This is a genomic window from Pseudomonas sp. MWU12-2020, from assembly GCF_023100605.1.
GTDB classification, from domain to species: domain Bacteria; phylum Pseudomonadota; class Gammaproteobacteria; order Pseudomonadales; family Pseudomonadaceae; genus Aquipseudomonas; species Aquipseudomonas fluorescens_H.
Genome location: NZ_JALMEX010000001.1, coordinates 780,582 through 804,162 on the forward strand (window position 1 = coordinate 780,582; position 23,581 = coordinate 804,162).

A 23,581-nucleotide genomic window follows, 5' to 3' on the forward strand; every position below is an offset into this window, starting at 1 on the left:
CTTGCTCGCGAAAGCGGTGTATCAGTTGATGCAACCGTCACTGGCCCACCGCTTTCGCGAGCAAGCTCGCTCCCACATTAGAGCTGCACTGTCTCAAGTTTCTGGATCGCCGGGCCATAACCCTCGATGAACTCCGCCGGCATGCGCTTGGGCTTGCCGCTGGACAGCTCGATGCAGACGAATGTGGTCTGGGCACGCAGCAGGGTGGCGTTGTCGCTGGGGCGGATCAGCTGGAAGTGGCGGGTCATTTTCAGGCGCTGATCCCAATCGACGATCCAGGTCGCCAGTTGCAGCTCGTCGCCTTCGTAGGCCGCCGCCAGGTAATCGATTTCGTGGCGCACCACGGCCATCGCCCGGTCCAGACGCCGGTACTCGACCAGATCCAGCCCCAGCCGCTGCGAGTGGCGCCAGGCGCAGCGTTCGAGCCAGGTCACGTACACCGCGTTGTTCGCGTGGCCCAGCCCGTCGATGTCCTCGGCGCCTACTTGCAGATCAATGGTGAACGGCGTTGCCCGATCCCAGCCCATGCCCCACTCCCGGTCAGATTATTCAACCGGGGCAGTGTAACGGATGTCAGGCCGATTGCCGCGCCTGAAGGCTGCGCCCCGCCAACAGTGATAACACCCCATCAACCACCCGAGGGTCGGCCAACACTCGCTGGTGGCCGCCGCTTTCCAGGCGCAGCAGACGACTGTCGAACCATGATTCGTGGATCAGTTGCGATTCCTTGACCGAGACGAAGGTGTCGTCCTCGGCATGCACGATCAGGCCTGGCATATCCAGTTGATAGTGCGCAACATCGAGGGTCGCGGCACGCATGCCGACGTCTTGCTCGACCTGGCGGATGAACGCCGAGCGGGCCCGCGGTGGCATGCCGACATAGCGGGCAAAACCGCGCAGCACGCCGAGAATCCGCGCGGGAGCTGCGATGCTGACGAGGGTTTCGGTGCGCAGGCCCAGTTGCACGGTAAGCATGGCGCTGGCGCCGCCCATCGAGTGGCCGATGACGGCCTGAAGAGGTGGCAGTTCAGCGGCAGCCTCAAGCATGGCGCGAGCGAACAGCACGACATTGGCCTCGCGCCCCGGTGAGCGGCCGTGGGCCGGGCCGTCCAGCGCGACAACGGTGTAACCGGCCTCGACCAGCGCGGTGATCAACGCCGCAAACTGCGTGGGTCGCCCTTCCCAGCCGTGCATCAACAGCACCGCCGGTCCCTGGCCCCAGCGCAGCGCCGACAGGCCGAAACGCAGCGTGATGCGTTCGGCGCTCGCCAGCAGCGGCAGCTCCCAATCGCGCAGCGGCAGCGAACGTGGCGTCATGAACGCCTGACGCATTTTGCTTGCTACCCGCTGCGGTGCAATCCAGCCCAAGGTGCCATTAACGCCACGAACCCACTTCAACGTGTTCATCGCTCTCTCCTCAGGCGAGTTGCCTTCAGGTCAACGCACCGCCGACTTGGCAGCGCGCAGCAATCGATCGGATAAATCGCCCGGGCCCAGCGCGCGTGCCAACGCCAGACCACCCACCATCAACGCCACATCGGCCAGTGCTTTGTCGGTGTCCTCGGGGCTGGACGCCAACTGCGCAATCATCAGTTCCAGGTGTTCGTTCAGCGCGATGCGAAACGACTCCGGCAAACGTCCCAGCTCGCCGATCGAAGCCGGAATCGGACACGCGGCATCGCTGGAATCCCGATGCTTGCGCGACAGGTAGAACGCAGCGACCAAGGCGCGACGCTCTTCGCCGGTCAGCTCGGAGTCCATGTCGGCAATCAAGTCGCGTCGACGCCCCAGCAATTGCTTGAACGCCTCGAGCATCATGGCGTCCTTGCTTTCGAAGTGCGCGTAGAAACCTCCGACGGTCAGGCCGGCGGCGCCCATCACTTCGCCCACGCTGGGATCTGCCGGGCCGCGCTGGATCAGTGCGGCGCTGGCAGCCTTGAGGATGCGTTCGCGGGTTTGAGCTTTTTTATCGTTCATCGTTGCCTCCGAATATTACGACTAGAATATTATTCGCATAATAATATTCTGCAAGTCGAGGATATGACCGCTGGTCTGAAGCACAGTGTAAGGAAAAAGGAGATTTGGCCAAATGCCAGACAAACAAAAGGGCCATTCAATAATTGAATGACCCTTATAAATCCCGCAGAGCGGGTAATCGTGGCGTCCCCTAGGGGACTCGAACCCCTGTTACCGCCGTGAAAGGGCGGTGTCCTAGGCCACTAGACGAAGGGGACACAAACCCTTCTATACAGCTGATCAGTGCTGAGATCTGATCTGATTCAAGGCCGGTGTGGCCAGACCTTGAACTGTAAATTGGTGGAGCTAAGCGGGATCGAACCGCTGACCTCCTGCATGCCATGCAGGCGCTCTCCCAGCTGAGCTATAGCCCCGGATTTTTCGCCTCGCGGCGGAGTGACATCTTGCAACATCACTTCTGTAAAACTGGCGTCCCCTAGGGGACTCGAACCCCTGTTACCGCCGTGAAAGGGCGGTGTCCTAGGCCACTAGACGAAGGGGACGCAAACCCTTCTATACAACTGATCAACGCTGAGTGTTGATCGCTTCGGAGCCGGTGTGGCCAGGCTTCGAAGTGTAAATTGGTGGAGCTAGACGGGATCGAACCGTCGACCTCTTGCATGCCATGCAAGCGCTCTCCCAGCTGAGCTATAGCCCCTCATCGTTGATGTCATCGCTGAGGACGGGGCGAATCTTAAGGGCGTATCGAAAGCCTGTCAAACTTATTTTTGAAAAATTTCAAAGTTTTTTGTCGGCATAACAATCACTTACCGCCCTCCCCCCGAAAATCCGGGGGAAAAACGCCGAAGGCCGGAATCAAACGATCCCGGCCTTCGGTGGTTACTGCAGAGTCAGACGTGCTCAGGCAATCGCGCCCAGCAGCTTTTCCCACTCTTTGTTTTCTTTCTTCGACACACCGCCCAGCAGGTCGATCGCCTGGCGCAGACGGAAACGGGTCAGGTCCGGGCCGAGGATTTCCATTGCATCGAGCACCGACACCGAACTGGCCTGCCCGGTGATCGCGGCAAACATCAGCGGCATCGCGTCACGCAATTTCAGCTCGAGGGATTCGACCACTGCCTGAATCGTTGCGGTGATGTTGTCCTTCTCCCACTGCCGCAGGCTTTCCAGCTTCCACAGGATCAGTTGCATCAGTTGACGCACCTGATCGCCCGAGAGCTTTTTCGACTCGAACAGCTTGGCATCCGGGTTCACGCCACCGGCAAAGAAGAAGCCGCCCAGCGGTGCAACCTGACTGAAGGTTTCCACGCGACCCTGCACCAGCGGTGCGATCTTCATCATGTATTCGGAGTTGAACGCCCACTTCTGCACGCGTGCGGCGAACTCTTCCACCGGCAGGTCACGCAGCCACTGGCCGTTGAGCCACGACAGTTTCTCGATGTCGAAGATCGGCCCGCCGAGCGACACGCGCTTGAGGTCGAAGTTGTCGACCATTTCCTGCAGCGAGAACTTCTCGCGCTCGTCCGGCATCGACCAGCCCATACGACCGAGGTAGTTGAGCATCGCTTCCGGCATGAAGCCCATGCGCTCGTAGAACGTCACCGAGGTCGGGTTCTTGCGCTTGGACAGCTTGCTCTTGTCCGGGTTACGCAGCAGCGGCATGTAGCACAGCTCCGGTTGTTCCCAGCCGAAGTATTCGTACAGCAGAATCAGTTTCGGCGCCGACGGCAGCCATTCTTCGCCGCGCAGCACGTGGGTGATACCCATCAGGTGGTCGTCGACCACGTTGGCGAGGAAATACGTCGGCAGGCCGTCGGTCTTCATCAGCACTTGCATGTCCATGCGATCCCACGGGATCTCGACATCGCCGCGCAACATGTCCGGCACCACACAGACGCCCTCGGTCGGCACTTTCATGCGGATCACGTGCGGTTCGCCAGCCGCCAGACGGGCCGCGACTTCTTCCTTCGACAGCAGCAAAGCGCGGCCGTCGTAACGCGGGGTTTCGCCGCGCGCCATCTGCTCGGCGCGCATCTGGTCCAGCTCTTCAGCGGTGCAGAAGCACGGGAATGCGTGACCCATGTCGACCAGTTGCTGGCAATACTTCTGATAGATATCGCCACGCTCGCTCTGCCGGTACGGACCGTGCGGGCCGCCAACGTCCGGGCCTTCGCTCCAGTCGATCCCCAGCCAGCGCAGGGCGTCGAAGATCTGCTGTTCGGACTCGCGGGTCGAACGCAACTGGTCGGTGTCTTCGATGCGCAGGATGAACTCACCGCCATGCTGCTTGGCAAAGCAGTAGTTGAACAATGCGATGTAAGCGGTACCTACGTGGGGGTCCCCGGTAGGCGATGGCGCGATGCGAGTGCGGACGGTGGTCATGGCATGTCTCGAAAAGAATGAAAAGCAAAGAACAATCAAGCCGCGAATGGTAACAGGCGACACCCGCCCCGCTCCAGCGGACAGGGCATTTAAGCCAAGTTTGCGTCTGTAACGCCCATAGACCGTGGTGACGGGCCGAATATCAGCCATTGGCATTTACCGTTTATCGGCTGTATGCCAGATTCAGCCGCAGAGAACTTTCCTTACAATTCCTCGACTACAGTTTGCCTCATGCCTGCCCAACTCAAGCGTCGCCTGTTTATTTTCCTGCTGCTGGTTCTGTTGATTGCCGGGGGCTTCTTCGCCCATTGGTTTTTCAAGGGCCGGTTTTATGAAAGCACCGATAACGCCTATGTCCAGGGCGAGATCACCCGCGTTTCCAGCCAATTGAGCGCACGCATCGACGAAGTGCTGGTGCAGGACAACCAGCATGTGGAAAAGGGCCAGTTGCTGGTGCGCCTTGAACCCGCTGATTTCCGCCTGGCCGTCGATCGCGCCAACGCCGCCCTCGCCACCCGCGAAGCCGAGCGTTTGCAGGCGCAGAGCAAGTTGACTCAGCAGGCCAGTCTGATCGCCTCCAGTGACGCACAAGTCGCCGCATCGCAGGCCACGCTGGGCCGCTCGCAGGTCGATTTGTCGCGCGCCGAAACCTTGCGCAAACCCGGTTACGTTTCCGAGGAGCGGGTGACCACTCTCTCCGCTGACGCCCATATCGCCCGCTCGCAAGTGGCCAAGGCCCAGGCCGATGCACAGAGCCAGCGCCAGCAGGTCAACGCACTGACTGCCGAGATCAAACGCCTCGACGCGCAGATCGCCAACGCCCGCGCCGATCTGGCGCAAGCCGAACTCAACCTGACCCGCAGCGAAATCCACGCGCCGATCAGCGGCATGGTCGGCCAGCGTGCCGCACGCAATGGCCAAGTGGTGCAGGCTGGCGCGTATCTGCTGTCGATCGTCCCCGATGAAGACATCTGGGTGCAGGCCAACTTCAAGGAAACCCAGATCGGCCGCATGCAGCCCGGACAGAAAGCCGAGCTGACCTTCGACGCCTACAGTGACAGGCCGATCGAAGCACGGGTCGACAGCCTGTTCGCCGCCTCCGGTGCGCAGTTCAGCCTGCTGCCGCCGGACAACGCCACCGGCAACTTCACCAAAGTCGTGCAGCGAATTCCGGTGAAACTGACGTTCAAGGCCGACAACCCGCTGCACGGCAAGATCCGCCCGGGCATGTCGGTCACCGCCACCGTGAATATCAAAGACGCCCCAGACAATGGCCGGTGATTCGCTGATCCGCCCGGTCGGCGAACCGACCCGGCGGGACTGGATCGCGGTGATGAGCGTGATGCTCGGCGCCTTCATGGCAGTGCTCGACATTCAGATCACCAACTCTTCGCTCAAGGACATTCAGGGCGCGCTGTCGGCGACGCTGGAAGAAGGCTCGTGGATTTCCACCTCGTACCTGGTCGCGGAAATCATCATGATCCCGCTGACCGCGTGGCTGGTGCAGCTGCTCTCGGCGCGACGCTTGGCGGTATGGGTGTCGCTGGGTTTCCTGGCGTCATCGCTGCTGTGCTCGATGGCCTGGAGCCTCGAAAGCATGATCGTCTTTCGTGCCATGCAAGGCTTCACCGGCGGCGCGCTGATTCCGCTGGCGTTCACCCTGACCCTGATCAAACTCCCCGAACACCACCGCGCCAAAGGCATGGCGATGTTCGCCATGACCGCGACCTTCGCCCCCTCCATCGGCCCGACACTCGGCGGCTGGCTCACGGAAAACTGGGGCTGGGAATACATTTTCTACATCAACATCCCGCCGGGGCTGATCATGATCGCCGGGCTGATGTACGGGCTGGAAAAGAAGGAAGCGCACTGGGAACTGCTGAAAAGCACCGACTACACCGGGATTCTCACACTGGGTGTCGGCCTCGGTTGTCTGCAGGTATTTCTCGAAGAAGGCCACCGCAAGGACTGGCTCGAATCGAACCTGATCGTGACCTTGGGCAGCATTGCCCTGCTGAGCCTGATCACCTTCGTCATCGTGCAGATTTCCAAACCCAATCCGCTGATCAACCTCGGCATTCTGCGCAATCGCAACTTCGGCCTGTCGAGCATTTCCAGCCTCGGTATGGGCGTCGGCTTGTATGGCTCGATTTATCTGCTGCCGCTGTACCTGGCGCAGATCCAGAACTACAACGCCCTGCAGATCGGCGAAGTGATCATGTGGATGGGCGTGCCGCAGCTGTTCCTGATTCCGCTGGTGCCGAAGCTGATGAAGTTCGTGTCGCCGAAGTGGCTGTGCACCCTTGGCTTTGGCTTGTTCGGGCTGGCGAGTTTTTCTTCGGGGGTGCTCAACCCGGATTTCGCCGGGCCGCAGTTCAATCAGATCCAGATCATCCGCGCGCTGGGTCAGCCGCTGATCATGGTCACCATTTCGCTGATCGCCACGGCGTACATCCTGCCGCAGGACGCGGGGTCGGCATCGAGTCTGTTCAACATCCTGCGCAACCTGGGTGGTGCGATCGGCATTGCCCTGCTCGCCACGCTTTTGGATGCGCGGACCAAGACCTACTTCGATTATCTGCGTGAGTCGATTGTGCCGACCAACCCGCAAGTGGCCGAACGCATGGCCTCAATGACCGACCGGTTTGGCAGCGACACCGCGGCGCTGGGAAAGATGAGCGAGATCGTGCATCAGCAGGCGCTGATCATGGCCTATAACGATGCGTTTCACTTCGTCGGGATTGCGCTGGGGATCAGCATGCTGGCGATTTTGTTGACCAGGAAATTGCCGGCGGGGTTGAAGGCTGGGGAGTCTCATTAAGACCGCGTTGCCGCCATTCGCGAGCAGGCTCGCTCCCACAGGGGATTTGTGAGCGACACAATTCCTATGTGGGAGCGAGCCTGCTCGCGAAGAGGCCAGATCAGGCAACAGAGATCAAACCGCCAAAAGCCGCTCGCGCAACTTGGCAATCTCATCGCGCATCTGCGCCGCCGCTTCAAATTCCAGATCCCGCGCCAGCTGATACATCTTCTCTTCCAGCGCCCGAATGCGCTTGGTGATTTCGCTCGGCGAGCGCAGTTCGGCTTCGTACTTGGCGCTTTCTTCGGCAGCCTTGGCCATGCCCTTGCGCTTCTTGCTGCGCGAGCCGGGCACGGTGGCGCCTTCCATGATGTCGGCGACGTCCTTGAACACACCCTTCGGCGTGATGCCGTTTTCCAGGTTGAAGGCGATCTGCTTGTCGCGACGACGCTCGGTCTCGCCAATCGCCCGCTCCATCGAGCCGGTGATGCGATCAGCGTAAAGAATCGCCCGGCCATTGAGGTTCCGCGCCGCCCGGCCGATGGTCTGGATCAGCGAGCGCTCGGAACGCAGAAAGCCTTCCTTATCCGCGTCGAGAATCGCCACCAGCGACACTTCCGGCATGTCCAGACCTTCACGCAGCAGGTTGATCCCCACCAGCACATCGAAGGTGCCCAGACGCAGGTCGCGGATGATCTCGACCCGTTCGACGGTGTCGATGTCCGAGTGCAGATAACGCACGCGCACGCCGTGGTCGGCGAGGTAATCGGTGAGGTCTTCGGCCATGCGTTTGGTCAGCGTAGTGACCAGCACCCGCTCCTCGACCGCCACGCGTTTGGTGATTTCCGAGAGCAGGTCATCGACCTGAGTCAGCGCCGGACGTACTTCAACCTGCGGGTCGACCAGACCGGTCGGACGCACCACTTGCTCGACCACGCGCCCGGCATGCTCGGCCTCGTAATTACCCGGGGTCGCCGAGACGAAAATGGTCTGCGGGCTCACCCCTTCCCACTCGTCAAAACGCATCGGCCGGTTGTCCAGTGCCGAAGGCAAGCGGAAGCCGTATTCGACCAGGGTTTCCTTACGCGAACGGTCACCCTTATACATCGCGCCGACTTGCGGCACGCTGACGTGGGATTCGTCGATCACCAGCAAGGCGTCGGCCGGCAGATAGTCATACAGCGTCGGCGGCGCGGCACCGGCCGGGCGCCCGGACAGGTAGCGCGAGTAGTTTTCGATGCCGTTGCAGTAACCCAGTTCGAGGATCATTTCCAGGTCGAAACGGGTGCGCTGCTCGAGGCGCTGGGCCTCGACCAGTTTGTTGTTGCTGCGCAGGTATTCGAGGCGCTCCTGCAACTCGACTTTGATGTGCTCGATGGCGTCGAGCAGGGTCTCGCGCGGCGTCACGTAGTGACTCTTCGGGTAAAACGTGAAGCGCGGCATCTTGCGGATGACTTCGCCGGTCAGCGGGTCGAACGCGGAAATGCTCTCGACCTCGTCATCGAACAGCTCGATGCGGATCGCTTCCAGATCGGACTCCGCCGGATAGATGTCGATCACATCGCCGCGCACCCGGAACGTCGCCCGGGCAAAATCCATGTCGTTGCGGGTGTATTGCAGATCGGCCAGACGCCGCAGCAAGGCGCGCTGATCGAGTTTGTCGCCGCGATCGACGTGCAGCACCATCTTCAAATAGGTTTCCGGGCTACCGAGACCGTAAATGCACGACACCGTGGTGACGATGATCGCATCCTTGCGTTCGAGCAACGCCTTGGTCGCCGACAGGCGCATCTGCTCGATGTGGTCGTTGATCGACGCGTCCTTCTCGATGAAGGTGTCGGACGACGGCACATAGGCTTCGGGCTGGTAGTAGTCGTAGTAGGAAACGAAATACTCGACCGCGTTGTTCGGGAAGAACGCCTTGAACTCGCCATACAGCTGCGCGGCGAGGGTCTTGTTCGGCGCCAGCACCAGCGTCGGGCGCTGTACCTGCGAGATGACATTGGCGATGCTGAAGGTCTTGCCCGAGCCGGTCACACCGAGCAGCGTCTGGTGCGCCAGCCCGGCTTCGATGCCCTCCACCAATTGGCGGATGGCTTCAGGCTGATCGCCGGCGGGCTCGAAGCGGGTGACTAGCTGGAATTCGGACATACACACCTCTGGGATCGCGGCTCGCGCAGAAAACAGCCGAGCCACGGGGATGACCGCAAACGACCGTTGTCGCCCAAGGAAAAACGAAGATTGTGCTCAATGTGGAGCCGATTGCCTCGCCTTTCAAGGCAAACGTCCTACATCCGGTAAAGTCTCTGACAGAGTCAATCGACTAACGGTCAAGAAATAATCGGAAAAACTTGCCTGAAAAGCTGAATCGCCTGTCGCCATTGCTCAGTGATGGCCTCTATACTAGCTCCCCGTTTGTGCACCGCTCTAGTGCATTCGGCTGGAGCGCGACACGTCCCTCCACTCTCCATTCAGAGCCGCCGTAATAATGAGCCTGTTCTCCGCTGTCGAAATGGCACCCCGCGATCCAATCCTGGGCCTCAACGAAGCATTCAACGCCGATACCCGGACCACCAAGGTCAACCTGGGTGTAGGTGTTTACTGCAACGAAGAGGGGCGAATTCCCCTGCTGCGCGCGGTGATCGAAGCCGAAACCATTCGCGCTGCTCAGCACGCCTCCCGTGGCTACCTGCCGATCGACGGCATCGCGGCCTACGACCAAGCGGTGCAAAAGCTGCTGTTCGGTAACGACTCGCCGCTGATCGCTGCCGGTCGCATCGTCACCACTCAGGCTGTCGGCGGTACCGGCGCACTGAAAATCGGTGCCGACTTCCTCAAGCAACTGCTGCCGAACGCTGTCGTGGCGATCAGCGACCCGAGCTGGGAAAACCACCGCGCACTGTTCGAAACCGCTGGCTTCCCGGTGCAGAACTACCGTTACTACGACGCTGCCACCCACGACGTGAACCGTGCCGGCATGCTCGACGACCTCAACGCCCTGCCGAACGGCTCGATCGTTGTGCTGCACGCCTGCTGCCACAATCCGACCGGCGTCGACCTGAGCCCGGCTGACTGGAAAAACGTTCTGGAAGCGGTCAAGGCCAAAGGTCACGTGCCATTCCTCGACATGGCTTACCAGGGTTTCGGCGACGGCATCGACGAAGACGCGGCGGCTGTGCGCCTGTTCGCTGAATCGGGCCTGACCTTCTTCGTTTCGAGCTCGTTCTCCAAGTCGTTCTCGCTGTACGGCGAGCGCGTTGGCGCCCTGTCGATCGTCAGCGAATCGAAAGAAGAAAGCGCGCGCGTGCTGTCGCAGGTCAAGCGTGTGATCCGCACCAACTACTCCAACCCGCCAACTCACGGTGCAAGCATCGTCGCCGCTGTGTTGAACAGCCCGGAACTGCGCGCCCAGTGGGAAGCCGAACTGGCAGAAATGCGTCTGCGCATTCGCGGCATGCGCGAGCAGATGGTCGCCCTGCTGGCTGAGAAAGCCCCGCAGCGTGACTTCAGCTTCGTCGGCCGTCAGCGCGGCATGTTCTCCTACTCCGGCCTGACCACTGAACAGGTGCACCGCCTGCGCAGCGAGTTCGGCATCTACGCCCTGGACACCGGCCGCATCTGCGTCGCGGCACTGAACCAGAGCAACATCAAAGCGGTAACGGATGCGATCGTTCAGGTCATCTGATTTCGCCTGGCAATGAAAAACGGGAAGCCTTGGGGCTTCCCGTTTTTTATTTGTCCGAAGGAATGCAACATTCCCTCTAAACTGCACACAAATCTGAAGTGTGGGAGCGGGCTTGCTCGCGAAAGCGGTGTATCAGCCAAAGATCATGGCGACTGACCCGACGCTTTCGCGAGCAAGCCCGCTCCCACAGATTTCGTATACATCCAGGAATTCTGTGAGAACCCAAATGAAAAACGACAACCTGCGCGCCGACCGAGACGATCTGGATGATTTCATCCCTCGCACCACGGCCAAGCGCGACAAGAGCCTGGTGCTGCAAGTCGCAGCGGGCGTGTTCCTTGGTGGCCTGGCCTTGTGGCTGGTGCAACTGGCCGCCACCGCGGCGTATGCCAAGCTGATGCTCGGCACCATCACTTTCGGCGGTTAAGCCAGTTCCGTCGCACGTTGACTGGCTGCGTCGTCATAGGCGACGTACAGCGATTCGGCGATCTGGCTTTTGATTGCCTTGGTGCTTTCCAGGCCGAGCACGAAACCTTCGGCCTTGCCGCCGGCGCGGTTCAACTCCTCAGCGGTGCTGGCCTGGGTAATCGCGTCGAAGAGTTTCTCGGCGTGCGGGCCGACGCCTTTAGGCAGGCTGATCTGCGTGACGCTCATACGAACACCTCGCGTGAAAGAGAAATCAGAACGGTTTGAATCATGGCGCGTACCTTTTCGGCGAATGGCCGGCAGCGCGTGTGACCACTTCCGGGCAGCCATGGTAGACCTGTGAGGCGGTTCTGGTAATCGCTAATCGCTGACAAAGCACCGTCCGTCCTGCTCAAACCAGAAATTTTATATCCCGTGCTTGACTTCTCTTTTTGAATCAGTAACATACGCACCAATTCCGCAATAGCTCAGTTGGTAGAGCAAATGACTGTTAATCATTGGGTCCCTGGTTCGAGTCCAGGTTGTGGAGCCAAATAGCAAAGCCCCTGAATCGAAAGATTCAGGGGCTTTTTTGTGGGCGATGGAAAATCTGCTGCGAAACGAAAAGGGCCGATCTGTCTCACAACAGATCGGCCCTTTTCATGCATTCAGCGATCAGACGTGTTCGCTGCTCTTCACTTGGGGCTTCGGCGTACCGTGACCGTGGTCATGATCGGCATCCACCTCGATCACCGGCACTTCCTTGCCATCGCAATCGTGCAGCTTGCCGTCGCTGAAGTAATCGCCTTCCCGCAGCGCCGCCAGGTCGCGATAACGCAGGGTGCGCTCTTCCGCTGCGGCAAACACCGACTGCTGGTCCGAGTTGCCGGCAGTGAAGTGGTTGAAAGTCAGGTTCAGCACAATCGCCATGATCGCCGACGAGCTGATGCCCGAGTGGAAAATGGTCGCGAACCAGCTCGGGAAATGATCGTAGAAGTTCGGTGCGGCAATCGGGATCATGCCGAAGCCGATCGAGGTCGCGACGATGATCAGGTTGACGTTGTTGCGGTAATCGACCTTCGACAGCGTGCGAATCCCGCTCGCCGCCACCGTCCCGAACAGCACGATACCGGCGCCGCCCAGCACTGACGTCGGCACCGCAGCGATCACCCGCCCCATGAACGGCAGCAGGCCGAGGATCACCAGGAAAACACCGCCGGTGGCCACGACATAACGGCTCTTGATTCCGGTCACCGCCACCAGCCCGACGTTCTGCGCGAAGGCGCTCTGGGTGAACGAACCGAAGATCGGCGCAAACATGCTCGACAGCATGTCCGCACGCAGACCGTTGCCCAGGCGCTTGGAGTCGACTTTGGTGCCGATGATCTCACCGACCGCCAGAATGTCCGCCGAGGTTTCCACCAGCGTCACCATGACCACGATGCACATCGACAGGATCGCGGCGAAGTGGAAAGTCGGCATGCCGAAGTGAAACGGCGTCGGAAAGCCGAACATCGGCCCTTGGGCGACACCGGAGAAATCCGCCATGCCGAGGAACACCGCGAGAATCGTGCCGATCACCATGGCCAACAGGATCGACAGACGCGAGATGGTCGAGCTGCCGACTTTGCTCAACAGCAACACCAGCACCAGCGTCACCGCCGCCAGACCGATGTTCTGCATGCTGCCGAAGTCCGGCGCATGGCTGTTGCCACCCATGGCCCAACGCGCGGCCACCGGCATCAGCGTCAGACCGATGGTAGTGATCACGATGCCGGTTACCAGCGGTGGGAAAAACTTGGTGATTCGCGAGAACACCGGGGTGATCAGCAAGCCGATCAACGACGCGGCAATCACCGCGCCCAGCACAGACTGGAAGCCGCCCTCCCCGCCACTGCTGACGATCGCGACCATGGTCGCCACACCGGAGAACGACACGCCCTGCACCAGCGGCAACTGACAGCCAAAAAACGGTAGACCCAGGGTTTGCAGCAGTGTCGCCAGCCCCCCCGCAAACAATGAAGCAGCAATCAACAAACCAATGTCCGCCGGCGACAGCCCGGCCGCCTGGCCGATGATCAGCGGCACCGCAACGATACCGCCGTACATGGTCAGAACATGTTGCAGGCCGTAAGCCATATTCGCGCCGACCCCGAGATTTTCGTCCTCGGGCCGTTGGTGTGAAACATGGGGCGTTTTCATGTGGGGGGTTCCCTGGTTTTTGTTATGCGCACACTGTATTCAATACTCGTGACAAATGTCCATAGAGTTGTATACAACTTATCAGTCACATAATGGATAGGTAGCCACCCAAGCTTCTATCTCGCCACCCCCATCTCCCACAAATCCGGCAACACATCCCCTCCTGCCCACGATTTTTATCGCACTAGGCTGAAGTGTTCATGGCGACCAGCGGTGTACTGGCGCTGTTTTTTATACATATAAAGTATGCATAATGAAGTCATTCGAAATTCAGTACGACAAAAGCAAGAACGCAGCCAACAAACTCAAGCACAGAGGCGTCAGCCTTGCCGAGACCGAGCCGGTCTTTCATGACGAACGCGCGCTGACGATCGAGGACAACGACCATGACGAACAGCGCTGGATCACCCTCGGTCTCGATGGCAAAGGACGTTTGCTGGTGGTTGCGTACAGTTATCGCGAAGCCAACGTCGTACGAATCATTTCTGCACGTGTCGCCACACCGAGCGAGCGTTGCGCTTATTTTCAGGAGGCTTGAACGATGAAAGACGAATACGACTTCTCGCAGGGCAAACGCGGAGCCTTGGCGCCCACCAAGGGCAAAACCCGCATCACCATCATGCTCGATGACGCGGTCATCGAAGCCGCCCGCAGCGTGGCGGAAAACGAAGGGTTCGGTTATCAGACCGTGATCAACAACACCCTGCGCCATGCCCTGCTGGAGGCTGGCAGCAAAAAGCAGGAGGTCGAGCCGCCCCACTCCGGGCAATTCAAGAAAGGCATCACCGCCGCCGACCTCAAGAGTCTGGAAAAAAAGCTGTCGGCGGCGGTCGGGGAAATCCGCCGGGTACTGGAACCGGAGGTCAAGCCCTGAGATCAGGCCGGTACGAGCATCCGCGCCAGCGACTGGCGCACATGCGGCTGGTCAGGCACGCGCAGGCCGAATTCCTGCTCCAGCACTTCAAGCAGTTCAGCGACATCCGCCACCTCGTGTCGCTCGCTGGCGGCGCCCATATGATGAATCGCGAAACTGCCGTTGTTCAGGGTCCGGCGCCAGCCATCGCCGGTGCGCGCAACCATCAACCGCTGAGCAAACGGTGATTCGGGATGAGTCGATACGTACCAGTTGCCGAGGGTGTAATCGATGTCTTCCTGGCGTTGCAGATCAAACAGGTACATCGCGCGCCATTCGCCGGCGACATTGGCGCGCAGCATGTAGCCATCGGCCTGTTTCTCGATGCGATAGGACTCGTGCGGCGTCGCCTGTTCAGCCTCGGTATCGAGCAGCAGCGGCGCGGTCGGCACCATACCGCCAAAGCCGACGTCGGTGATGTAGCGCTCGCCATCGATGATTACCAGGCTCAAGCGATGGGTACGCGCCGTCCACGTGCCTTCGGGTTGCGCCAGCACCACACGCCCGGAGATGCCACGGGCGTCGAAGCCCAGCTCCAGCAATAACGCCAGAAACAGATTGTTCAGTTCGTAGCAGTAACCGCCACGGCCACCGTGGAGAACTTTTTGTTCGACCGACGCCAGATCGATCAGTACCGGTGCGCCCGTGATCGTCGACAGATTCTCGAAGGGAAAGACGCCGGTATGGCGCAACTGCAACTGCCGCAGGGTTTCCAGCGTCGGTGCCGGTGGGGCATCGAAGCCCAGGTGTTGCAGGTACAACGTCGGATTCGCCAGACGTGGCTCGCTCATTGCTCAGTCCTTTTGCATGTGGCCGCGGATCGCTGCGCCGCTGGCCGACATGTATACGGGATTGGGCGCCGATTCCGACAATTGATTTCGCCAATCAACGTTACCGACGTTTGCGCGAACCGATGCGAATCCAGGTCGGCGCATGGTCGCTGGCGTGCGGTTCGTTGCGCACCCAGGCGTCTACACCGGCCTCGTGCAGATACGGGCTGAGTGCCGGGTTGAGCAGCAGATGATCGATGCGCAGGCCAGAGTTGGTTTGCCAATGCTGACGGAAGTAATCCCAGAACGTGTAGAGGCGATCGTCGGGATACAGATGGCGTAGCGAATCAGTCCAGCCCTGATCAAGCAGCCGTTGATAACACTCGCGGCTTTCGGGTTGCAGCAGCGCATCCTTGAGCCACGAGCGGGTGTTGTAGATGTCCATGTCGGTGGGCACCACGTTGTAATCGCCGGCCAGCACCACCGGATGATCGCTGCCTTGCAGATCCTTGGCGTAACGGATCAAGCGCTCGAACCAGGCCAGTTTGTAGTCGAACTTCGGCCCCGGCTGCGGGTTGCCGTTGGGCAGGTACAGGCAGCCGACCAATACCCCGTGCACCGCCGCTTCCAGATAACGACTGTGCTTGTCCTCGGGATCGCCCGGCAGGCCGCGGCGGCTCTCCAGCGGTTGCGCATCACGGGCGAGGATCGCCACCCCGTTCCATGACGCCTGACCGTGCCAGATCGCGCCATAACCGGCGGCTTCAAGTTCAGCTACAGGAAATGCACTGTCGACTGACTTGAGTTCCTGCAGGCACGCGATGTCCGGTTGCTCGCGCTTGAGCCACTCCAGCAGGTTCGGCAAGCGTGCGCGCAGGCCGTTGACGTTGAACGTGGCGATCCGCAGGTTTTTCATCGTCCAGACTCCGGCGAACAAGGTGTGAAAATTGTGACTCTGTAGCGGCGACGGTGGTTGCATCGGATCAACCGGCTGCGGCGTAATAGACGTTCGCCACTGCCCCAACCTGCCGAGACCTGCTCCCATGCTCACCACGCTGCAAGGCCCGCGCATCCTCCTGCGCCCGCTTCAGTACATCGACGCCGACGCCCTGCTCCACGCCGCCGCTGACGGCGAACTGTGGAACCTCACCGTCACCGTGGTGCCTTCGGCGAGCACCATCGACAGCTACCTGAAGAAGGCCCTGGACGGCCGCGACGCCGGCACGGTCATGCCGTTTGTGATTGTGTTGAAGGATAGCGGCGAAGTCATCGGCTCGACCCGGTTCTGGAAGATCGACCCGCTCAATCGCAAGCTGGAAATCGGCAGCAGCTGGATTGCCGCGCGCTGGCAGAAATCCTTCGTCAACACCGAAGCTAAATACCTGATGTTGCGTCACGCCTTCGAGGTGCTCGACTGCGTGCGAGTGCAGTTCACTACCGACGAGAACAACCAGAAGTCGCGCAACGCGATTCTGCGCCTCGGAGCGCAACAGGAAGGCATCGTGCGCCACGAGAGGATCATGCCGGACGGGCGCAAGCGCAACTCGGTGCGCTTCAGCATCATCGATGACGAGTGGCCGCAGGTGCGTCAGGCGCTGGAGCAGAAACTGGCGGACGACAGGCGCTGAAGCTCAACAACCGCTCGTCAGCCAATCGGCACCAACGGGCAAAAGTGTCAGACCAAAGTCAGGTAACCGACCCCTTTTGGAGACGTACCATGACTACACGCACACTCACCTCGTTGTTACTCGCCGGCCTGCTCGCCGCCACCTCGGCTGCCAGCTTCGCGGCGAACGACAGCTCTGGCACATCGAGTACCAACCCCGACGTCAACAAAAGCACGCCCAAGCCGCCGGACAACACCCCGGGCGCACCTGCCGGCAGTAACGGTGCGGGTAGCCCTGGTTCTGGCAACGGCACCGGCACCAACGGCGGCGCCATGGGTTCGGGCTCCGGCGCTGGCGGTGGCACAGGCGCGGCCGGGGGCGGAACCGGCGGCGCGGGCGGTGGCTCGGGCAGCTGAACGAACCGCCGTTACGGCTGGTAATAGGACCTGTGTGTGAGGGGGCGGGCTCCCTCACCCCTGTTGAAGCGTCAAAACCTCAGCGATCCGAGCGCATCAATTCGGCAAAACCGGTATCCAGCGACAACACCGCAGCGCGGTTGCGTCCGGCATTTTTCGCCTGATACAACGCCGCGTCAGCACGCTGGATAAACACCTCCAGGCTGTCATTGCCGCTGGGAATAAACGAGTAACAGCCCAGACTTACCGTCAGATACCCGGTCGGCGAGCCGCTGTGGGTGATGCGTTTGTCCATCACGCTGCGCCGGATCTGCCCGGCAATCGCCAGCGCGCCGTTGATGTCGGTGTCCGGCAACAGCACCGCAAACTCCTCGCCACCGTAACGCACCGCCAGGTCAGACTTGCGCTGGGTACAATTCTTCAGCACCTGCGCCACCTGCGTCAGGCAATGATCGCCCGCCACATGACCGTAGGCATCGTTGTAGCGCTTGAAGAAATCGATATCGAGCATGATCAGACCGACCGGACTCGACTGGCGTGCGCCGCGGGCAAATTCGATCTCCAGCGAACGCTCGAACAGCCGCCGGTTTGCCAGCCCTGTCAGGCTGTCGTGGGTAGCGATCTGCTCCAGTGCGCGCTGCGCCTTGCGCAAGTTTTTCTCGATACGCTCGCCGTCGCGCACCTGATGAATGAACACCCAGCCGAACAGGCCGACGCCAAGAATCACCAGCGCCACAATCACGCTGGACTGAAAGGCCCGCTCATACCAACCCTTGAGAATCGTATCGCGCGATGACGCCGCCGCGACCACCAGCGGATACGACGCCAATTGCCGGTAGCCGTACAGACGCACCACGCCATCGACCACCGACTTGATCATCGCGGTACCGGCCGGGGCTTCGGGCAGCAGCTTCTGGTAAATCCTGCCTTTGGCCAGCGACGAACCGATCAGGCCTTCGTCGAACGGCCGCCGCGCCAGCAACGTGCCGTCCTTGAGGCCGAGAAACATGATGCCGTTGTCATCGAGGCTGAAGCTTTTGAAGAACCGGTCGAAGTACGCCATCTTGATCCCGGCCATCAGCACGCCCTGGAAATTGCCGGCACGGTCGTTGATGCGTTTCGAGATCGGGATGATCCACTCGCCATTCTCACGGCTGCGAATCGCCGGGCCGATATGCGCCACGGAGGAAACGTTCTGCTGGTGAAACTTGAAGTACTCGCGGTCGGCCACACCATTGCCACGAGGCAGATCCGTAAATGACGTGATCACCCACTGACCGTCGCGATCGAACAGGAACATGCCGTGCAACTGTTCCAGTTGTTGCACCCGACGCGCGAAGGTTTTTTGCAGACGTGGTCGCTGCGCGGCGCCGTAACCATCGTCCTCGACCCAATCGACCAGGCTGGTGAGCACCAGATCAGCGGCCAGAAACGTGTCTTCGGCCTGCTGAGCCATGGCACGGGTCAGGTTGGAAGAAGCGATCTGCGCGCTCGCGAGATCCTGGCGTCGGGTCTGCTCGAGTTGCAGATACAGCAAGCCGGACAGGCACAGGCACACCGCAACGATGAACAGCGCTGCCGCCTTGCGCAGCGGCAGGCGTTTAAGCGTGCCGGGAGTCTGATGCGGATCGTGAATGGGGATTGGCAAAAACGTGTCCTGGGCAGGTACGACAGGGGCCGCAGCCCGAAACCCTTACTTTTCGTGAGCGTAGCCCACCGGGGTGCGCACAGCAAACCCGCCGCGCCAACACATGCCCGCCCAGTTGTATCGGCGCGCAAGAGATTTGGATGAACGCTGTGCGTCGATTTATTTTCAGTTGTCGTTTTGCGCGTGATCATGCCAATTGATCAGGCAAGCGGGTCTTGGCCCGAAAACTCGAGTTCACCAAAACCCTGTGGCGAGGGAGCTTGCTCCCGCTGGGGTGCGAAGCGCCCAGTCTTACTCTAAAAGCAGGGGCCTGCTGCGCAGTCCAGCGGGAGCAAGCTCCCTCGCCACGGATTCAGTGTTTGTCTTGGCTGTTTTGAATCACATCAACGCGACGGCGGTACCCGAATATCCCCCGCCCGGCACTGGGTCTTCACGCCCTTGCCGCACGCGCCGAACTGCAGATCCTTGCCCATGCACACCCGTACTTCCGACAGTTCCGGGCCGCTGCAGATCACCGCGATGCCATCCGCCGGGATCCCCGGGTTGGCCTTGCGGAACAGGTCGGCGATTTCCTGGGCTTCGAAGTAGTACGAGGAACTGAACGGTTGCAGCTCTTGCGGGATTTTCACCGCGCCGACCGCTTTGTCCGCTTCGTCCAGATAACCCATCGCGCCCAGGCCGCTGCAGGTGCCGTGCTTGGACCATTCGTGGTCAAGCAGTTTCTTGGTCGGGAACAGCGTCAGGCCTTTGGTCGTTTCCGCCGCCGACAACGTGGTCAGCGGTGGGCAGGACTCCGGCCAGCCGCCATTGGCGTATTGCGGCCACAGACCATGCAGCACGAAACCGTAGCCCTTGCCGGAACACTGCACGTCGTCCTTGTGTGTCAGGCAAAAGGTCGGCGACCAGGACAGCGTCAGCAGGTAGTAATCGAACTGCCCCGCCACCGCTTCCGTTTGCACCTTGCTGGCGTTCGACTGACGCGCTGAACTCAGGCCGATGCTACCGGCCGTCAGCGCAATCACTGCCAAAATTGTAAACAGCTTTTTCATCTACCCGCTCCTTGGGACGCCTGCGTCCGTGGTTTTCGATCCTGACCAGACTTGGCCAGCGCTGATTTCGACATGCTTGTGTTGCAAGCGCATGACGCAAGGCAACGCCGTACGCCGTTGAAAGGTCTACGATTAACAGGCAGACATCAAACCAAGGGATCCGAAATGAGTAAAGCAGACGAACTCGCCGCCAAACTCAAGCAAACACGGCACACCCATGCGGATGCCGCGCTGGAGATCGATTGCTGGCCGGCGCAGGTCTACGATCTGTACCACCGCATCGAGGGCTGGCTGCAGCCAGTCACCGAAGTCGGCCTGAAAATCCGCCGCAATCCAACCCACGTTTGCGAAAGCTCACCCGATGGCGAGAGCCACGATTACGCGATCGACCAACTGGTGATCGAAGCCAATCAACGAACCCTGACATTTGATCCCATCGCGCGGTTTACCGAGGACGGCGCCGGCCACGTGCAGATCACCCTGCCCGAGCGCAACACTTATCTGCTGCGCACCGTCGATGAACATCACGAAAGCCATTGGTGGTTGCAAACGGTGGAAACCGGTCAGGAACTGGATGCGATTGCGCTGACGGAGAACAATCTGTTGCAGGTGGTGCAGGAAGGTCTCGGCCTCTGACCGCGAGCTACCCATAGGGATCAGCGCCGAGAACGTGGTTAACTTCTCGCTCCGATCCCTTTGAAGCCCGACAGACATGCCCATCAATAAAAAACTGCTCTTGCTCGGTTCATTGCTCGCGCTGAATTTAAGCGCTCAGGCCGCCGAGCAACCTTCGCACCTCGACACCATCCAGCAACAAGGCCAGTTGCGCGTCTGCACCACTGGCGACTACAAGCCCTACACCTTCAAACGCAGCGACGGCGACTTCGAGGGTATCGACATCGCCATGGCGCGCTCGCTGGCCGACAGCCTCGGGGTGAAAGTCGAGTGGGTACAAACCACCTGGAAAACCCTGATGCCGGACATGCAGGCCGGCAAGTGCGACATCGGCATGGGTGGCATTTCGGTGACGCTGGAGCGGCAGAAGAAAGCCTACTTCAGCAACACCCTCGACAGCGACGGCAAGATCCCGCTGGTGCGCTGCGCCGATCAGTCCAAGTACCAGACCGTCGAGCAGATCAACCAGCCCAACGTACGCCTGGTCGAACCGGCAGGCGGCACCAACGAAGCCTTCGTCCACGCCTTCCTGCCCAAGGCGCAACTGGCCCTGCACGACAACGTGACGATCTTCCAGCAACTGCTCGATAACAAGGCTGACGTGATGATCACCGACGCCTCGGAAGCGCTGTATCAGCAGAAACTCAAACCGGGTTTGTGCGCAGTGAATCCGCACCAGTACATGCAGTACGGCGAAAAGGCCTATCTGCTGCCGCGCGATGACATCAGTTGGAAACTGTACGTGGACCAGTGGCTGCACTTGAGCAAAGTCACTGGCAGTTATCAGAAGGTCATTGGTGAGTGGCTGGCGCTGCCGCAGTAATCTTCCAGGCACAAACATTTGTGGCGAGGGAGCTTGCTCCCGCTGGGCTGCGCAGCAGACCTTCTTTTTGGGGGCCGCTGCGCGCCCCAGCGGGAGCAAGCTCCCTCGCCACAGGTTCAGCCTCGATTTTGATCAATCGTCGTGCAACATCCCGGAGCTGTACTGGTTCAAGCTGCTACCAATACTGTTACCGCCGAATTTGAGGGTCGTTGCATTTGTGCGACCCTCCGGCGATTGGCAATCCGAGGAGAAACAACTGGTGGTGGTCAGCCCACCGGAGCCCGAACAGGCACTCAATACCGAGACAGCTGCAGCGATCAACAGCACTTTGACGACATTGGTGCGCATGGTACGGCTCCCCTTGGGATGATCTTGTGCAAGCATCCTAGGCCCAAGTCGCGCCCGGCAAGATGAAATTTTGCTGATCGACAGCGCGGGTTCAGAATCCAGGGCTGCGGCAATCGGCTGGTCAGCCGACAACGCCGCAAAAGACTCTGTCACCCCATTGGAAAAACGCCCCCGGCCCGCTCATTCCCTTCCCGGTCTGGGTATCGCAATACGGCTACTGGTCTTGACCTCACGCAACGCCAGGCTGGACTGGATGGACGCAATCCCGACCTGGCGCCTGAGCACCTGCTCGATGAAATCGCTGTAGCTATCCAGATCCTCGGCCAGCACCTGCAACACATAATCGGCATCGCCGGTGATCTTGTGACAGGACAGCACCTGGGGCAGTTGCGCAATCACCGACTCGAAGGCGTCCGGCGCGTGATCGGCGTGGGTGGAAAAACGGATGTGCACGAACGCCATGATGTCCAGCCCGAGCATTCGCCGATCAAGGTTGGCCTGATAGCCCTTGATCACCCCGGCCTCCTCCATTCTTTTGCGCCGCCGCCAGCAAGGCGTAAGGCTCAAAGACAGCCGCTCACTGAGTTCAGCGTTGGAAATACTGGCGTCTTCCTGCAACAACTCAAGAATCGCCAGGTCGGTCTCGTCGAGACTGATGCGTTTGGATGATTTTTTCTGCATGACGCCAATCCTGAGTAAGAACGCCCGATTAATCTACTGAATCAAGAAAACAAAGCAAAGAAAGCGCAGGTCAGCCGGAACAGAATATTTGCACTGGCTCACATTAACGGATGCGCAGAATGTTTACAGTTTTCAGTGATTCCCACCGTTTGCACCATGGCACCGAATTGAAGGACGGCGTGCTCAAGCCGTCATTCGAACAACCGAGTCGGGCCGATACCGTGCACAACCGCGTCAAACAGGTCGGCCTGGGGCAAATCGTCGAACCGCGTGCGTTTGACCGCTCGTGCTACGTCAACGCGCACAGTGAGCGCTACGTCAGCTTTCTGGAAAGTGCCTGGACCGAATGGTGCGCAACTGGACGCACGCACGATGCCTTGCCCCTGGTCTGGCCGGTACGCGATCTGGCCAACGAGCAAGTGCCGACGTTCATCGACGGCAAGCTCGGCTTCTATGCCATGGATGCCGGTTCGCCCATCACCGCCACGACCTGGCAAGCGGTGAAAACCAGCGCGGATATCGCCCTCACCGGACTCGCACTGATTGATGAAGGCCACGACAGCGCCTTTGCCCTGTGCCGCCCGCCCGGCCATCACGCCGCGCGCGAATACATGGGCGGTTATTGCTACCTCAATAACGCCGCGATTGCCGCGCAGCAGGCCATCACCCAAGGCGCCAAACGTGTCGCGGTGCTCGACGTCGACTTCCACCACGGCAACGGCACGCAGAACATTTTCTACCAGCGCAGCGACGTCATGTTCGTGTCGCTGCACGGTGAACCTGCGGTGTCCTACCCGTACTTTTCAGGTTACAGCCACGAAGTCGGCGCGGGTGTCGGCGAGGGTTACAACCTCAACTACCCGCTGCCGAAAAACACCACGTGGGAGAGCTACCGCAACGCCCTGCTCCACGCCTGCAAAAAACTCCAGCAGTTCGCACCTGAAGTGCTGGTGATATCCCTCGGTGTCGACACGTTCAAGGACGACCCCATCAGCCACTTCCTGCTGGAAAGCGAGGACTTCATTGGCATCGGAACGCTGATCGCCAGTGTTGGCTGCCCCACCCTGTTCGTGATGGAAGGCGGCTACATGGTCGATGAAATCGGCATCAATGCGGTGAACGTGCTGCATGGTTTCGAAAGCAAACGCAGCTGAACCATCCCCGCTCTGCGGCCTTTGAATGACTGAATCGGAGAACAAC

The 23,581-nt window shown here is 60.2% G+C and carries 24 protein-coding genes and 5 tRNA genes; 12 read left to right on the top strand and 17 right to left on the bottom strand.

What is annotated here, in order from left to right; translation table 11 throughout:
* Positions 1-77: 77 nt before the first annotated feature.
* The 8 genes from M0814_RS03720 to gltX all read right to left on the bottom strand — a co-directional run bounded on the left by M0814_RS03720 (position 78) and on the right by gltX (position 4,359).
* Positions 78-527: a thioesterase family protein gene (locus tag M0814_RS03720; protein ID WP_103484401.1), complete on the bottom strand. Its 450-nt coding sequence runs from the start codon at positions 525-527 to the stop codon at positions 78-80.
* 46 nt (positions 528-573) lie between these two features.
* On the bottom strand, positions 574-1,407 hold the full coding sequence (locus tag M0814_RS03725; protein WP_103484402.1) for an alpha/beta fold hydrolase: 834 nt from the start codon (positions 1,405-1,407) through the stop codon (positions 574-576).
* A gap of 30 nt (positions 1,408-1,437) precedes the next feature.
* Complete coding sequence (locus M0814_RS03730; protein WP_045122549.1) at positions 1,438-1,977, bottom strand: TetR/AcrR family transcriptional regulator; 540 nt, start codon at positions 1,975-1,977, stop codon at positions 1,438-1,440.
* A gap of 181 nt (positions 1,978-2,158) precedes the next feature.
* Positions 2,159-2,234, bottom strand: a tRNA-Glu gene (locus M0814_RS03735).
* An 80-nt stretch (positions 2,235-2,314) separates the two neighbouring features.
* Positions 2,315-2,390: transfer RNA gene (locus tag M0814_RS03740), tRNA-Ala, on the bottom strand.
* 53 nt (positions 2,391-2,443) lie between these two features.
* A tRNA-Glu gene (locus M0814_RS03745) sits at positions 2,444-2,519 on the bottom strand.
* A 79-nt stretch (positions 2,520-2,598) separates the two neighbouring features.
* Positions 2,599-2,674 (bottom strand) — tRNA-Ala (locus M0814_RS03750).
* A gap of 203 nt (positions 2,675-2,877) precedes the next feature.
* Entirely contained in the window at positions 2,878-4,359 is a 1,482-nt protein-coding gene (gltX, locus tag M0814_RS03755) for a glutamate--tRNA ligase (protein WP_103484287.1), read from the bottom strand.
* Positions 4,360-4,590: 231 nt separating this feature from the next.
* On the opposite strand from gltX, the gene M0814_RS03760 reads away from it, so the two are divergent.
* Both M0814_RS03760 and M0814_RS03765 read left to right on the top strand, forming a co-directional pair.
* Positions 4,591-5,640, top strand: coding sequence for an HlyD family secretion protein (locus tag M0814_RS03760; RefSeq protein ID WP_103484286.1), 1,050 nt, complete (start codon positions 4,591-4,593; stop codon positions 5,638-5,640).
* A gap of 49 nt (positions 5,641-5,689) precedes the next feature.
* Complete coding sequence (locus M0814_RS03765; protein ID WP_177434758.1) at positions 5,690-7,180, top strand: MDR family MFS transporter; 1,491 nt, start codon at positions 5,690-5,692, stop codon at positions 7,178-7,180.
* A 114-nt stretch (positions 7,181-7,294) separates the two neighbouring features.
* Here the strand turns inward: M0814_RS03765 and uvrB are convergent, their stop codons facing one another.
* A complete protein-coding gene (gene uvrB, locus M0814_RS03770) occupies positions 7,295-9,310 on the bottom strand; it encodes an excinuclease ABC subunit UvrB (protein ID WP_003226454.1) in 2,016 nt (671 codons plus the stop codon).
* A gap of 337 nt (positions 9,311-9,647) precedes the next feature.
* Here uvrB and M0814_RS03775 point away from each other — a divergent pair, with 337 nt between their 5' ends.
* Both M0814_RS03775 and M0814_RS03780 read left to right on the top strand, forming a co-directional pair.
* Positions 9,648-10,844, top strand: a complete 1,197-nt coding sequence (locus tag M0814_RS03775) for an amino acid aminotransferase (protein ID WP_103484284.1) — start codon at positions 9,648-9,650, stop codon at positions 10,842-10,844.
* A 226-nt stretch (positions 10,845-11,070) separates the two neighbouring features.
* On the top strand, positions 11,071-11,271 hold the full coding sequence (locus M0814_RS03780) for a hypothetical protein (RefSeq protein ID WP_003226457.1): 201 nt from the start codon (positions 11,071-11,073) through the stop codon (positions 11,269-11,271).
* On the opposite strand, the gene M0814_RS03785 is transcribed toward M0814_RS03780, so the two are convergent.
* Positions 11,268-11,498 (bottom strand): hypothetical protein, encoded by a 231-nt coding sequence (locus M0814_RS03785; protein ID WP_003226459.1) that lies wholly within the window; start codon positions 11,496-11,498, stop codon positions 11,268-11,270. The genes M0814_RS03780 and M0814_RS03785 overlap by 4 nt on opposite strands.
* A gap of 228 nt (positions 11,499-11,726) precedes the next feature.
* Here M0814_RS03785 and M0814_RS03790 point away from each other — a divergent pair.
* Positions 11,727-11,802: transfer RNA gene (locus M0814_RS03790), tRNA-Asn, on the top strand.
* 122 nt (positions 11,803-11,924) lie between these two features.
* Here M0814_RS03790 and M0814_RS03795 read toward each other — a convergent pair.
* Positions 11,925-13,451: a nucleobase:cation symporter-2 family protein gene (locus M0814_RS03795; protein ID WP_003226461.1), complete on the bottom strand. Its 1,527-nt coding sequence runs from the start codon at positions 13,449-13,451 to the stop codon at positions 11,925-11,927.
* A 253-nt stretch (positions 13,452-13,704) separates the two neighbouring features.
* On the opposite strand from M0814_RS03795, the gene M0814_RS03800 reads away from it, so the two are divergent.
* Both M0814_RS03800 and M0814_RS03805 read left to right on the top strand, forming a co-directional pair.
* Positions 13,705-13,989 carry a BrnT family toxin gene (locus tag M0814_RS03800; protein ID WP_103484283.1) on the top strand — a complete coding sequence of 95 codons (285 nt, stop codon included), beginning with the start codon at positions 13,705-13,707 and terminating at the stop codon, positions 13,987-13,989.
* Positions 13,990-13,992: 3 nt separating this feature from the next.
* Entirely contained in the window at positions 13,993-14,325 is a 333-nt protein-coding gene (locus M0814_RS03805; RefSeq protein WP_103484282.1) for a BrnA antitoxin family protein, read from the top strand.
* Between the two features lie 2 nt (positions 14,326-14,327).
* On the opposite strand, the gene M0814_RS03810 is transcribed toward M0814_RS03805, so the two are convergent.
* Both M0814_RS03810 and xth read right to left on the bottom strand, forming a co-directional pair.
* Positions 14,328-15,155 (bottom strand): arylamine N-acetyltransferase, encoded by an 828-nt coding sequence (locus tag M0814_RS03810; protein WP_103484281.1) that lies wholly within the window; start codon positions 15,153-15,155, stop codon positions 14,328-14,330.
* A 100-nt stretch (positions 15,156-15,255) separates the two neighbouring features.
* On the bottom strand, positions 15,256-16,050 hold the full coding sequence (gene xth, locus M0814_RS03815) for an exodeoxyribonuclease III (protein WP_003226468.1): 795 nt from the start codon (positions 16,048-16,050) through the stop codon (positions 15,256-15,258).
* A gap of 127 nt (positions 16,051-16,177) precedes the next feature.
* Between xth and M0814_RS03820 the strand changes: the two genes are divergently transcribed.
* Both M0814_RS03820 and M0814_RS03825 read left to right on the top strand, forming a co-directional pair.
* Positions 16,178-16,762: a GNAT family protein gene (locus M0814_RS03820; RefSeq protein ID WP_103484280.1), complete on the top strand. Its 585-nt coding sequence runs from the start codon at positions 16,178-16,180 to the stop codon at positions 16,760-16,762.
* A gap of 89 nt (positions 16,763-16,851) precedes the next feature.
* A complete protein-coding gene (locus tag M0814_RS03825) occupies positions 16,852-17,157 on the top strand; it encodes a hypothetical protein (RefSeq protein ID WP_003226473.1) in 306 nt (101 codons plus the stop codon).
* A 79-nt stretch (positions 17,158-17,236) separates the two neighbouring features.
* Here the strand turns inward: M0814_RS03825 and M0814_RS03830 are convergent, their stop codons facing one another.
* Positions 17,237-18,805, bottom strand: a complete 1,569-nt coding sequence (locus M0814_RS03830) for a sensor domain-containing diguanylate cyclase (protein ID WP_103484279.1) — start codon at positions 18,803-18,805, stop codon at positions 17,237-17,239.
* 383 nt (positions 18,806-19,188) lie between these two features.
* Complete coding sequence (locus M0814_RS03835; RefSeq protein ID WP_003226484.1) at positions 19,189-19,854, bottom strand: ribonuclease T2; 666 nt, start codon at positions 19,852-19,854, stop codon at positions 19,189-19,191.
* Positions 19,855-20,019: 165 nt separating this feature from the next.
* On the opposite strand from M0814_RS03835, the gene M0814_RS03840 reads away from it, so the two are divergent.
* Together M0814_RS03840 and M0814_RS03845 are read left to right on the top strand one after the other, a co-directional pair.
* Complete coding sequence (locus M0814_RS03840) at positions 20,020-20,490, top strand: hypothetical protein (RefSeq protein WP_103484278.1); 471 nt, start codon at positions 20,020-20,022, stop codon at positions 20,488-20,490.
* Between the two features lie 76 nt (positions 20,491-20,566).
* Positions 20,567-21,352 (top strand): transporter substrate-binding domain-containing protein, encoded by a 786-nt coding sequence (locus tag M0814_RS03845; RefSeq protein ID WP_098964678.1) that lies wholly within the window; start codon positions 20,567-20,569, stop codon positions 21,350-21,352.
* Between the two features lie 132 nt (positions 21,353-21,484).
* On the opposite strand, the gene M0814_RS03850 is transcribed toward M0814_RS03845, so the two are convergent.
* On the bottom strand, positions 21,485-21,700 hold the full coding sequence (locus M0814_RS03850; RefSeq protein WP_081794889.1) for a hypothetical protein: 216 nt from the start codon (positions 21,698-21,700) through the stop codon (positions 21,485-21,487).
* A gap of 180 nt (positions 21,701-21,880) precedes the next feature.
* A complete protein-coding gene (locus M0814_RS03855; protein WP_103484277.1) occupies positions 21,881-22,381 on the bottom strand; it encodes an Lrp/AsnC family transcriptional regulator in 501 nt (166 codons plus the stop codon).
* 119 nt (positions 22,382-22,500) lie between these two features.
* On the opposite strand from M0814_RS03855, the gene M0814_RS03860 reads away from it, so the two are divergent.
* On the top strand, positions 22,501-23,535 hold the full coding sequence (locus M0814_RS03860; RefSeq protein ID WP_103484276.1) for a histone deacetylase family protein: 1,035 nt from the start codon (positions 22,501-22,503) through the stop codon (positions 23,533-23,535).
* Positions 23,536-23,581: the final 46 nt, after the last annotated feature.

What these genes read in the sequence shown, in the direction of transcription:
- M0814_RS03720 (WP_103484401.1), bottom strand. Translation starts at nt 527, where the DNA reads ATGGGCTGGGATCGGGCAACGCCGTTCACCATTGATCTGCAAGTAGGC.
- M0814_RS03725 (WP_103484402.1), bottom strand. Translation starts at nt 1,407, where the DNA reads ATGAACACGTTGAAGTGGGTTCGTGGCGTTAATGGCACCTTGGGCTGG.
- M0814_RS03730 (WP_045122549.1), bottom strand. Translation starts at nt 1,977, where the DNA reads ATGAACGATAAAAAAGCTCAAACCCGCGAACGCATCCTCAAGGCTGCC.
- gltX (WP_103484287.1), bottom strand. Translation starts at nt 4,359, where the DNA reads ATGACCACCGTCCGCACTCGCATCGCGCCATCGCCTACCGGGGACCCC.
- M0814_RS03760 (WP_103484286.1), top strand. Translation starts at nt 4,591, where the DNA reads ATGCCTGCCCAACTCAAGCGTCGCCTGTTTATTTTCCTGCTGCTGGTT.
- uvrB (WP_003226454.1), bottom strand. Translation starts at nt 9,310, where the DNA reads ATGTCCGAATTCCAGCTAGTCACCCGCTTCGAGCCCGCCGGCGATCAG.
- M0814_RS03775 (WP_103484284.1), top strand. Translation starts at nt 9,648, where the DNA reads ATGAGCCTGTTCTCCGCTGTCGAAATGGCACCCCGCGATCCAATCCTG.
- M0814_RS03780 (WP_003226457.1), top strand. Translation starts at nt 11,071, where the DNA reads ATGAAAAACGACAACCTGCGCGCCGACCGAGACGATCTGGATGATTTC.
- M0814_RS03785 (WP_003226459.1), bottom strand. Translation starts at nt 11,498, where the DNA reads ATGAGCGTCACGCAGATCAGCCTGCCTAAAGGCGTCGGCCCGCACGCC.
- M0814_RS03795 (WP_003226461.1), bottom strand. Translation starts at nt 13,451, where the DNA reads ATGAAAACGCCCCATGTTTCACACCAACGGCCCGAGGACGAAAATCTC.
- M0814_RS03800 (WP_103484283.1), top strand. Translation starts at nt 13,705, where the DNA reads ATGAAGTCATTCGAAATTCAGTACGACAAAAGCAAGAACGCAGCCAAC.
- M0814_RS03805 (WP_103484282.1), top strand. Translation starts at nt 13,993, where the DNA reads ATGAAAGACGAATACGACTTCTCGCAGGGCAAACGCGGAGCCTTGGCG.
- M0814_RS03810 (WP_103484281.1), bottom strand. Translation starts at nt 15,155, where the DNA reads ATGAGCGAGCCACGTCTGGCGAATCCGACGTTGTACCTGCAACACCTG.
- xth (WP_003226468.1), bottom strand. Translation starts at nt 16,050, where the DNA reads ATGAAAAACCTGCGGATCGCCACGTTCAACGTCAACGGCCTGCGCGCA.
- M0814_RS03820 (WP_103484280.1), top strand. Translation starts at nt 16,178, where the DNA reads ATGCTCACCACGCTGCAAGGCCCGCGCATCCTCCTGCGCCCGCTTCAG.
- M0814_RS03825 (WP_003226473.1), top strand. Translation starts at nt 16,852, where the DNA reads ATGACTACACGCACACTCACCTCGTTGTTACTCGCCGGCCTGCTCGCC.
- M0814_RS03835 (WP_003226484.1), bottom strand. Translation starts at nt 19,854, where the DNA reads ATGAAAAAGCTGTTTACAATTTTGGCAGTGATTGCGCTGACGGCCGGT.
- M0814_RS03840 (WP_103484278.1), top strand. Translation starts at nt 20,020, where the DNA reads ATGAGTAAAGCAGACGAACTCGCCGCCAAACTCAAGCAAACACGGCAC.
- M0814_RS03845 (WP_098964678.1), top strand. Translation starts at nt 20,567, where the DNA reads ATGCCCATCAATAAAAAACTGCTCTTGCTCGGTTCATTGCTCGCGCTG.
- M0814_RS03850 (WP_081794889.1), bottom strand. Translation starts at nt 21,700, where the DNA reads ATGCGCACCAATGTCGTCAAAGTGCTGTTGATCGCTGCAGCTGTCTCG.
- M0814_RS03855 (WP_103484277.1), bottom strand. Translation starts at nt 22,381, where the DNA reads ATGCAGAAAAAATCATCCAAACGCATCAGTCTCGACGAGACCGACCTG.
- M0814_RS03860 (WP_103484276.1), top strand. Translation starts at nt 22,501, where the DNA reads ATGTTTACAGTTTTCAGTGATTCCCACCGTTTGCACCATGGCACCGAA.